The following is a 10,357-nucleotide window of genomic DNA, read 5'->3' as shown; positions in this document are numbered from 1 at the left end:
TGCCAGAGGTCATCAGCGGGGTTGAGTTCCGCGACGGCGTCCGCCACATTCAAGCTGCCGCCTGATCAAGCGTCACCAACTTTCGAGCATATCTCAAATGAACTGACAGGGAAACTATCAGGGGAATGCCGATGCGAGTCGCATTGACACCTAAAAGTTGAAGAATGCGTCAACAGGCCACGATCCGCCCCCCCTTGCCCATTCGGCGCGGCTTGCGACACAATCGCGGGCAATGCCGACCGGAGCCCGCCCATGCGCCTTGCCCTTGTCCTTACCCTCATCGCCGGCCCCGCCCTGGCCGATGCGCCGCTGTTTCTGATCGACCAGACGCAGCTGCCCTTTGACCTTGGTCCGGGCGCGCCGCAAAACGCGCCATCGCGACAGGAAAACTCGCCCAATGCAGCGGCCAATTCCGCGGCCAGCGCCGCCAACCGCTCTGGCAGCTACGGCAATTCGCCCGCCAACCCGGCCAATGAAAAGCGGGTGATCTTTACCGATGACGGCTCGGTCGTGGGCTATTACGCCCCGAACGGCTCGGGCACGCTGAACCTGTTCGACGTGACCGGTAAGCGTGTCGCCTATCGCCCGAAAGGCAGCAAAAGCCTGTTTTCCAACGACGGGCGCTGGTGCGGAACGGTCGCGGCCGCAGATGGCGGCGGCTTTGCCTTTGGCATCATCCGCAGCTGTGCGGGGCTGTTCTGACCTGAGGCGCTCCGCCGCCGGGAACACAGCTCCGGTAAACCGAATTGTCATAATGTTGCGGTATGCCCCGCACGAACCGAAAGGGGACGGAATGCAGGACCAAATGCCCAAGGACTGGCTTGAGGCCGAGCTTCAGGACACGCTGGACGAGGATTACGAGCTTGAGCTGGAAGATGCCGTCCTGTCGCAGGAAATCGCCCGCATCTATCGCGACACCCATCCCAATCAGATGCCGCGCCCCGAGTATTTCCGCGAGCTACTGCGCCTGCAGTCGGAGCTGATCAAGCTGCAGGACTGGGTCGCCTATCACAAGGAAAAGGTCGTGGTGCTGTTCGAGGGCCGCGACAGCGCCGGTAAGGGCGGCGCGATCAAGCGCATCACCCAGCGCCTGAACCCGCGCGTGGCCCGTGTCGTCGCCCTGCCCGCGCCCTCGGACCGAGAAAAGACACAATGGTATTTCCAGCGCTATGTCCCGCACCTGCCCGCCGGGGGCGAGATCGTGCTGTTCGACCGCAGCTGGAATAACCGCGCCGGGGTCGAACGGGTGATGGGCTTTGCGTCCGAGGATCAGGTCGAGCAGTTCTTCGACGATGTGCCGGATTTTGAACGCATGCTGATCCGCTCGGGCATCCGGCTGGTGAAATACTGGTTCTCGATTACCGATGAGGAACAGCAGATGCGCTTTCTGGTGCGCATCCATGACCCGCTGAAACAGTGGAAGCTGTCGCCCATGGACCTGCAATCGCGCATCCGCTGGGAGGCCTATACCAAAGCCAAGGAAGAGATGCTTGAGCGCACGAACATCCCCGAGGCGCCATGGTATATCGTGCCCGGCAATGACAAGAAGCGGGCGCGGCTAAACTGCATGGCGCATCTGCTGACCCAGATCCCCTATACCGAGGTTCCCCATTCCGAGGTCGAACTTCCCGATCGCGTCTTCAACCCCGATTACGAACGCGAGGTACTGCCCTCGGACCTTTACGTGCCGCAAAGATACTGAGCGACGCGGGCGCGCGGGCAATGCCGGTGCGCCGCCGACGCAAATGCGCGTCTGACCACCTGTCCAATACCGACCAGTCCGTACGCGCCATGACATCGCCCGGGTCATGTGGTATCATTTCAGTGCCGCCGGCGCCCGGCATCGGCTTTTCCGTTCAGCCCGCGTCGCCATCTGTATTGACTGCATGTCTTGCCGTGATCCCGCGCGAAAGGCTCCGCAATGAGCGACAATCCAGATCCCGTACCATCAAAACGCGAGAATGAGACTGATTCCGAACAACCGCCCAAAAGACAAAGAGTCCTCAGAGAAAAAACCTTCCTGAAAAACCCCGCCAGCCCGCCGAATGCTGTTGAGGATGCCGAGTTCTCGCGCTGCTTCGAAAAGGTGGAAAATAAAATAGGGAAAAATTTCAAACCATACGACATGAAGAGCGCTCAAAGCGCACAGACGTCTATAAAATACAAGAAGGGCGACGTCATAAAATTCCAGACACGCGCCCAGAAACATTCCGAGATGTGCGCGATAGAGCACCTTATCGCTAATAAACACGTGACCTTGACGCTATCCGGTAGCGACGTCACCGTAAACGGAAGCGAGGTTTATACCGTAGACCCCGCCAACTTTGAAACCGAACAGCCGCATTGCGGGTATTGCACATTTATACTATGCCTGCTTGGCTTTCCCCTTGGCACCCCCTCGCAGGGAAAATTCAACCAAAGCATAAACCTTAGCTATCCGATCCCCAAAGAACTCTGCGAGCCCAATATTGTATACGGCACATTATTTTGCAAGGATTTGACGCTTTTTGTCAGCTTTATCAAAAGACACTTTTTCAACAATGACGTCGACGTGAATATAGATGTGACCGGCAACAACATCACCGTTAACGGCGCAGACTTCAGAAAACTGGATGATTTTCTCAAAGACCACGCGACCGGGCAATCTGCGACGACCAGCCGATCGTACTTCATATGGAAGTGCTTCTTCAACTATCTCAATGCCAGACTGAACCCGGAAAAATAAAATGAATAGAATGAGGGGGAGCTCTCGGCATCATTCGCAGCGGCCGTGCAACTTGCCGCATCAAGGTGATGTCAGGACGCATACAGTTTCCGGCTGATGCCATATCGGACTGCGCATCGCCAAAGCATCCTGCATACCATGATCGCAGTCGGGAACGGCTGGGCGGCACGGTGAAACTGCCGGTGACGAGACCGATCGCCAAGCGTCGTCTGACCTGCCATTTCCGATTGCCGCGGGCCTGGGGTCCTATTGTCAGGCATGATCCTCTGTCGGCGCGGCTTCACGCATCGTAACGCCATTGGCGCACGGTACGGCTTGCGTCGCCCGGCATTTGCCGCATGATCCGTCCATCGCAGAGCCAAAGGGGAACATCATGACCAAAGCCTATTGGGTCGGCCATGTCACCGTCGACGATCCGCAGGCCTATGAGGCCTATCGTCAGGCGAACGCCGCCGCCTTTGCGAAATATGGCGGTCGTTTTCTGGTGCGCGGCGGCGGGCAGGAGGTGGTCGAAGGCACGATGCGCCCGCGCTGCGTGGTGATCGAATTCGCCGATCTTGCGACCGCCCGCGCCTGTTATCACAGCCCCGAATATCAGGCGGCGCTGGCCCTGCGCCTGCCCTGTTCACTCGCCGATATCGCCATTGTCGAAGGTTACGAAACCGCCTGACAAACTGGCGGCAGCATATTGTTAATCGGGTGAAATGCCGTAAGGTTGGGCCATGTTCCGCAATCTTCTCAGCCGTCTTCTGGACCCCGCGCCGCCCGCGGCCCTCTCCGCACAGGATGCCGAAGTTGCGATCGCCGCGCTGCTCGTGCGCATCGCCCGGGCCGATGACCACTATGGCGACGCCGAAAAGCTGCGCATCGATCAGGTGCTGGCGCGCCGGCGCGGGCTTGACACCGCCGCCGCCGCCGAACGCCGCGCCGCCGCCGAGATGATCGAGGCCGAGGCCCCCGATACCGTGCGCTTCACCCGCACCATCAAGGAACGCATCGATCTGGCCGACCGCCATGACGTCCTTGGCGCCATGTGGGAGGTCGCCTATGCCGACGGCCAGCGCAGCGCCGACGAGGAAGCGCTGGTGCGGCTGGTCGCGGGCCTTCTGGGCATCAATGACCGCGATTCGGGGCTGGCGCGGCAAAGGGCGCTGGACGGCATGGGACTGTCCGAAACGTGAGCGCCGCCGCACGATCCCGGCCCGTTTCGGGTGCGCCGCGCCGGGTCCCGGACCTGCCTGCAAAGGCAATCACGAAACCGTTGCAATCGCGCAGCAAATATCGCCTCATACCCGCATGAGCCAAAGCACACATCCCGCCCCCGCGGCCACCACGCCCGTCATCGAAATCCGTGACCTGCACAAGGCTTACGGCCAGCTCGAGGTCATCAAGGGCGTCAGCCTGACCGCCCCGCGCGGCCATGTGATCAGCCTGATCGGCTCCTCCGGGTCGGGGAAATCGACGCTCTTGCGCTGCTGCAACCTGCTTGAGGACAGCCAAAAGGGCGACATCCTGTTCGAGGATGAGGCCGTGCGCTGGCAAGGTACCGGGCTGGCGCGCGTCCCCGCCGACCGCGCCCAGGTCACGCGGCTGCGCACGAACCTGTCGATGGTGTTTCAGCAGTTCAACCTGTGGTCGCACCTGACCATCCTGCAAAACGTCATGGAAGCGCCGGTCCATGTCCTGAAGCGCGACCCCAAACAGGTCGAGGCCCGCGCCCGCGCGCTTCTGGACAAGGTGGGGATCGTCGACAAATGCGATGCCTGGCCCGGACAGCTTTCGGGCGGCCAGCAGCAGCGCGCCGCCATTGCCCGCGCGCTCTGCATGGAGCCCAAGGCCCTGCTGCTGGATGAGCCGACCAGCGCCCTCGACCCTGAATTGCAACAGGAGGTGGTGCGCGTCATCAAGGATCTGGCATCCGAACATCGCACCATGCTTCTGGTCACCCATGACATGCGGCTGGCCGCCGATGTCAGCGATCACGTCATCTTCCTTCATCAAGGCCGGATTGAGGAGGAAGGACCGCCGGCGCAGCTGTTTGGCGCGCCAAGGTCCGACCGGCTGCGCCAGTTCCTCAGCGCAACCATGGCCGACTGAACGACCAACAGGAGAGAAAAATGAAAAAACTGCTGCTTGCCGCCGCCGCGCTGACACTGACCACCGGCATGGGCATGGCGCAAACGGTCCGCATCGCGACCGAAGGCGCCTACCCTCCCTACAACCTGGTCAATGACAAGGGTGAGCTGGACGGTTTCGAGATCGAGCTGGGCAACGAGCTGTGCAAGCGTGCGGCGCTGGAATGCACCTGGGTCAGCAATGACTGGGATTCGATCATCCCCAACCTTGTCAGCTCGAACTATGATGCGATCATGGCCGGGATGAACATCTCGGAAGAGCGCAAGAAGGCGATCCAGTTCAGCGAGCCCTATACGCCGCCGCCGCTCTCGGCCTATGCGGCGCTGTCGACTGATGCCAATATCAAGGGCGTCGTCTCGGCGCAGGTGAACACCATTCAGGCCGGCTTTGTCGCCGAAAGTGGCGCCTCGCTGAGCGAATTCGCCACCGGCGAGGAAACCATCGCCGCCGTCCGTGACGGTCAGGCCGAGGCGGTCTTTGCCGACAAGGACTTCCTGGCCCCCTATGTCAAGGAATCGAATGGCGAACTGGTCTGGGTCGATGGCCAGGACAAGGTCGTGGTGGGCGAAGGCATCGCCATCGGCATGCGCCAGTCCGATGCCGAGCTGAAAGGCAAGTTCGACGCCGCCATCAAGTCGATGAAAGACGATGGCAGCCTGAACACCATGATCAAGAAATGGTTCGGCGAAGAAGCCATCGTTTTCTGATCGCCAGACCGTAACCGACCCGCCGTCCGGCCCTGTGCCGGGCGGCCTCCAGTGGTGACCCATGTTCGACCAATGCGCCGATCCGAAAACGCTTGAGGGGCTGGCCTGGCTCTGGTGCTACCTGAGTTCGGGCAAGCACATCCTGTTTTATCTCTCCTTCCTGACGGTGCTGGTGCTGCTGGCCATTACCGCCCCCATCGCGCTGCTTTTCGGCTTTGGCGGCGCGCTGGCCTCGCGTTCACGCATTGCGCCGGTCCGCTGGCTGGGGCGCATCTATGCCTCGATGGTGCGGGGTGTGCCCGACATCATCTTCTTTCTGTTCGTGCCCATCGCGCTGGATCAGGGCTTTGAATGGCTGCGCGCCAAGGCCTATTGCGACCCCTCGGTCCCGATCCGGCAGGGCAATGAGTTTCTGGTCTGCCCCGAGGCCAAGCTGCCGCTTTCGACCGCCTCGGAATGGGTGCATCAAAGCTATGGCATCTTTCTGGCCGTCGTGGCCTTTTCCGTCGTCTTTGGCGCCTTTGCCGCGAATGTGCTTTACGGCGCCATGAACGCGGTGCCGCGCGCGCAGCTGGAAACTGCCGAGGCCTACGGCATGTCGCCCCGGCAGGTGAACCGCCGCATCCTGATCCCCCAGATGTGGACCTATGCCCTGCCCGGCCTTGCCAATTTGTGGATGATCCTGATCAAGGCGACGCCCCTGCTGTTCATTCTGGGCGTGCAGGACATCGTCTATTGGGCGCGCGAGCTGGGCGGCGCCAAGACCAGCGCCTATTCCTACCCCCATCCCGACTGGCGGCTTTACTATTTCCTGGCGATTCTGGTGTTCTACCTGCTGATGACCTGGGGCTCGGAGCGCATCTTCGACCGCATCCGGGCGCGGCTTTCGGCCGGTCAGGCAACGGCGGCCGGTGAGGCCATGCGAAAGGCCGCGACATGAGCCAGTGCCTGCAGACCATTCAGGATTACGGGCTGCGCGCCATCGGCTTTGGCGAAAACCTGTTGCCGCGCACCGGCTTCAGCCTGTGCGAACAGATCACGCTGATCGGCTCGGGCCTGATCTGGAACCTCTATTTCGGCGTGCTGGCGCTGTTCTTCGGCTTTTTTATCGCCAATGCGCTGGCCGTGGCCAAGACCAGCCGCCACGCCCTGCTGCGCAAGCCCGCCGAATGGTTCATCTTCGTGTTTCGCGGCAGTCCGCTCTTTATCCAGTTCTTTCTGGCCTATCAGATTCTGGTCATGCTGCCCCGCGCCGGGATCGAGATATTCGGCCTGACCGTGCAGACCAGCTGGATGACCAAGGCCTGGGCCGGGGCGCTTCTGGTTCTGATCCTGAACACCGCCGCCTATTCCGCCGAAATCTTCTATGGTGCGCTCAGGAACCTGCCCAAGGGCGAGCTTGAGGCGGCCGACGCCTACGGCATGACCGGTTGGACCCGTTATCGCCGCGTCGCCTGGCCGACCGCGATGCGGCTGGCCTGGCCCGCCTATACCAATGAGGCGATCTTCCTGTTCCACGCCACCACGCTGGTGTTCTTTTCGGGTTTTCCGGCCTTCAAGCAACAGGGCGACAGCCTTTATTACGCCAGCTATTTTGCCGACAAGACCTTTAACCCCTTTGTCGCCTATCCCATCGTCGCGGGCTATTTCATCCTGCTGACGCTGGGCCTGACCGCGATCTTCGGGGCATTCAACCGGCGGCTGAACCGCCATTTGCCGGGCGCCGGCGGCAAGATGCGCTATCGCCCCAATCTGATCAGGTGAATGATGGACTGGTTCCGGGAACATCCCGATGTCAAGACGATCCGCGTGGCCGCAGCCGATCTGAACGGCGTGCCGCGCGGCAAGCGCATCCCGGCACGCTTTGCCGACAAGCTCCTGCATGAGGGGACCAAGTTCCCCTATTCCGTCCTCAACATGGATATCTGGGGCGAGGATATCGAGGACAGCCCGCTGGTCTTTCAGGCCGGCGACCCCGACGGCATGCTGCTGCCGACCGAGCGCGGCTTCATGCCCATGCCCTGGCTTGAGGCACCGACCGGGCTGTTGCCGCTGTGGATGTTCCATCCCGATGGCCGCCCCTATGAGGGCGATCCGCGTCAGGCGCTGGCCCGCGTCGTCGAACGCTACAAGGCCGCCGGTCTGACCCCGGTCGTCGCGACCGAGCTGGAGTTCTTTCTGATCGACGACAGCGGCGGCCAGTTGCGCGTGCCCCCCAGCCCCCGTTCCGGCAAGCGCCGCACCGGGGCCGAGACGCTCAGCCTGCGGGCACTGGATGCCTTTGACCGTTTCTTCACCGCGCTTTACGACGCCTGCGAGGCGATGGACATTCCCGCCGACACCGCCATTTCCGAGGCAGCGCCCGGCCAGTTCGAGATCAACCTGATGCATCAGGCCGATCCCCTGAAAGCCGCCGATGACGCCTGGCTCTTCAAGCTGCTGGTCAAGGGGCTGGCGCGGCAATACGGCTTTGCCGGCTCGTTCATGGCCAAACCCTATGACGCCTGGAGCGGCTCGGGCATGCATATGCATTTCTCGATCCTCGACCTTCAGGGCAACAATATCTTTGACAATGGCGACGAAGAAGGCTCGGACCGGCTGCGCCATGCGGTGGCGGGCTGCCTTGAGGCCATGCCCGGCTCGACCCTGCTGTTTGCGCCGCATGAGAACAGCTATGATCGGCTGGTCCCGAACGCGCACGCCCCCACCGGCATCGGCTGGGCCTATGAGAACCGCACCTCGGCGATCCGCATCCCCTCATCTGGCCCCAAGGCACGCCGGATCGAGCATCGCGTGGCGGGGGGCGACGTGAACCCCTATCTGACCGTCGCCGCGGTGCTGGGCGCGGCGCTGAACGGGCTTGAGGACCGCGCCGAGCCGCCGCCGCCTATCTCCGGCAATGCCTATGAACAGGGGCTGGCGCAACTGCCGGCAACCTGGGGCGAGGCCATTGAGGCCTTCGCCACCTGCCCGCAGATCAAGCGGATCTTCTCGACGCATCTGATCGAGAACTTCGTCATGACCAAACGGCAGGAGCTGCATTACATGGCGGAGCTTTCCGACGAGGAAACGGTCGAGCTGTATCTGGATACGGTCTGATTGTTCCTATTCCTGTCGGTATAAAACTGCCATTTTCGGGGGTTTGCTTCCTTTTTGGCAACGATAAAGCTGCCATTGGAAGCAGTGCTCTGTCGGTAATCATTTAAGATCAATGCCTTGCTTTAAGCGCCAGAAGCGCCGCCTCTCTGCCGGTGCTTCTGGCGCTTGTTCCAATGCCGCCATTGACGCTTGCGCCACGCCGGTTCATCCCTGCTGACAACCCGGGTTTCTGATTTCAACACGTCGCCAGCGCTCCCGCCGCTATGGCTGCGCGCTGCCACGGCGGCGTCAAGGCAAGGAACCCCCATGTCCCGCGTCCCCTTCATCGAAGCCCGCTTTCTCGACCCCGACGAGACCCGGATCCACATCGAGCACCGGCTGCTTAACCATCAGCGCAAGCTCCGCGAGGCCCGCCTGACGTGCCCGAAAAGCGACCCGGACCCCGAAGGGGCCGATCCCAAACTCCTGATCGGTGAGCAAACCACCCGAGCCATCACCCGCCGCGCCAAACGCCTGCTGGAGCGACGTGAGGCGGCGTCCGGCCTCAGCCATCTCAAGCGCGAGGACCGCGAGCGGCTGGGGGCGCTGCGCGAGGGTGTCGCGCTGGTCGCGATCACCAGCGAGCACCGGGCCGACGAGCTGGCGGCCAGCCTCCATGTCGAGATGCCATGGATGGCCCCGGCGACCGAGATCGTCTGGCAGGCGATGCGCCGCTCGGTCCGCGAGGGTTGGCCGGGCCTGCGCCTGCCGCCCCTTCTGCTCGACGGCCCGCCCGGCATCGGTAAAAGCCACTGGGCAAGGCGCTTGGGCGCGTTGCTGTCCGCCCCTGTCACCGTGATCGAGGCCACCGGCGAGAGCGCCTCATTCGGCGTGGTCGGCTCGCAGCGCGGCTGGGGCGGCGCCCATCCCGGCCGGCCGATCGAAACCGTGCTGCAGACCCTTGTCGGCAATCATCCTGTCATCGTCGTGGACGAGGTCGAGAAGGCCGGCACCATCACATCGAACAGGGGCACCGCCTACGGGCTGACCGAGGGCCTGCTGCCGCTGCTGGAGCCCTTGTCCGCCCGCCGCTGGAGTTGCCCCCACTACCAGGTGAAGTTCGACATGAGCTGGGTGATCTGGGTCATGACCTCGAATGACTGCAGCAGGCTGCCCGCGCCGCTGCTGAGCCGTTGCCCACCCCTGCGATTGCAGGCGCTGACCCTGACCGATCTTATCGGCTTTGCGCGGCGGCAGGGTGGCGCGCGCGGCCTGTCGGAGACCGCGCTTGCCACCCTGGTCGAGGCGCTGGAAGGCGCTCCAATGCGGCCGCATCGGCTCAGTCTGCGCACGGTCATCCGGTTGTTGGACCGGGCTGCCGATCTGCAGAACGCCCCGACGCGGCACTATTGCGCGGGATGATGGCGGCGCCGCGCCCGAATGAACATGAAAGGGATCGACATGGAGTAACGCGCGAAAGTTGGTGATGCCCTGAGGGGCGGCATATCATGGCGGTGTTCAGACGCCGTCAATTCTCAGCCGAGAAAGGGATATGCCACATGTCGGAGACTACCATCAGCACGCTGCCCGATCCATCGGGGTTTTCGCCGGATCCGCTGACGGACCTCATCCGGGAGGGTGCGCGCAAGCTGATCGAACAAGCGGTTGAGGCCGAGCTGGCAACGCTCCTCGCCGCGTTCGCCGAGGAAAG

General features: G+C 62.4%; 11 protein-coding genes and 1 pseudogene. All 12 read left to right on the top strand.

The genetic code is table 11. The features are described 5' to 3' along the window. Positions 1 to 252: 252 nt before the first annotated feature. On the top strand, positions 253 to 702 hold the full coding sequence (locus DFP89_RS19295; protein WP_114350946.1) for a hypothetical protein: 450 nt from the start codon (positions 253 to 255) through the stop codon (positions 700 to 702). A 91-nt stretch (positions 703 to 793) separates the two neighbouring features. Next, positions 794 to 1,702 (top strand): polyphosphate kinase 2, encoded by a 909-nt coding sequence (gene ppk2 / locus DFP89_RS19290; protein ID WP_114350945.1) that lies wholly within the window; start codon positions 794 to 796, stop codon positions 1,700 to 1,702. 219 nt (positions 1,703 to 1,921) lie between these two features. Further along, on the top strand, positions 1,922 to 2,725 hold the full coding sequence (locus DFP89_RS19285) for a hypothetical protein (protein WP_147273362.1): 804 nt from the start codon (positions 1,922 to 1,924) through the stop codon (positions 2,723 to 2,725). Positions 2,726 to 3,098: 373 nt separating this feature from the next. Then, a complete protein-coding gene (locus DFP89_RS19280; protein WP_114350943.1) occupies positions 3,099 to 3,395 on the top strand; it encodes a DUF1330 domain-containing protein in 297 nt (98 codons plus the stop codon). A 52-nt stretch (positions 3,396 to 3,447) separates the two neighbouring features. Beyond that, positions 3,448 to 3,906, top strand: a complete 459-nt coding sequence (locus tag DFP89_RS19275) for a tellurite resistance TerB family protein (protein ID WP_114350942.1) — start codon at positions 3,448 to 3,450, stop codon at positions 3,904 to 3,906. Between the two features lie 115 nt (positions 3,907 to 4,021). Next, on the top strand, positions 4,022 to 4,822 hold the full coding sequence (locus DFP89_RS19270; protein WP_114350941.1) for an ABC transporter ATP-binding protein: 801 nt from the start codon (positions 4,022 to 4,024) through the stop codon (positions 4,820 to 4,822). A 20-nt stretch (positions 4,823 to 4,842) separates the two neighbouring features. Next, the gene (locus DFP89_RS19265; protein ID WP_114350940.1) at positions 4,843 to 5,568 is read left to right on the top strand and encodes a transporter substrate-binding domain-containing protein; all 726 of its coding nucleotides are present in this window, start codon (positions 4,843 to 4,845) and stop codon (positions 5,566 to 5,568) included. A gap of 61 nt (positions 5,569 to 5,629) precedes the next feature. Beyond that, positions 5,630 to 6,508 carry an ABC transporter permease gene (locus DFP89_RS19260; RefSeq protein ID WP_114350939.1) on the top strand — a complete coding sequence of 293 codons (879 nt, stop codon included), beginning with the start codon at positions 5,630 to 5,632 and terminating at the stop codon, positions 6,506 to 6,508. Further along, entirely contained in the window at positions 6,505 to 7,332 is an 828-nt protein-coding gene (locus DFP89_RS19255) for an ABC transporter permease (protein WP_114350938.1), read from the top strand. Before DFP89_RS19260 ends, DFP89_RS19255 begins: the two co-directional genes overlap by 4 nt. Further along, on the top strand, positions 7,333 to 8,667 hold the full coding sequence (locus DFP89_RS19250; protein ID WP_181870406.1) for a glutamine synthetase family protein: 1,335 nt from the start codon (positions 7,333 to 7,335) through the stop codon (positions 8,665 to 8,667). Positions 8,668 to 8,973: 306 nt separating this feature from the next. Further along, a complete protein-coding gene (locus tag DFP89_RS19245) occupies positions 8,974 to 10,068 on the top strand; it encodes an AAA family ATPase (RefSeq protein ID WP_114350937.1) in 1,095 nt (364 codons plus the stop codon). A 137-nt stretch (positions 10,069 to 10,205) separates the two neighbouring features. Further along, positions 10,206 to 10,357, top strand: a pseudogene (locus DFP89_RS19240) (IS256 family transposase); the annotation flags it as partial.

The sequence above is a fragment of the Paracoccus lutimaris genome (assembly GCF_003337565.1).
Lineage (GTDB): Bacteria > Pseudomonadota > Alphaproteobacteria > Rhodobacterales > Rhodobacteraceae > Paracoccus > Paracoccus lutimaris.
The sequence above is the reverse complement of the archived record's forward strand: the minus strand, read 5'-3'. Positions and strand labels throughout refer to the sequence as shown.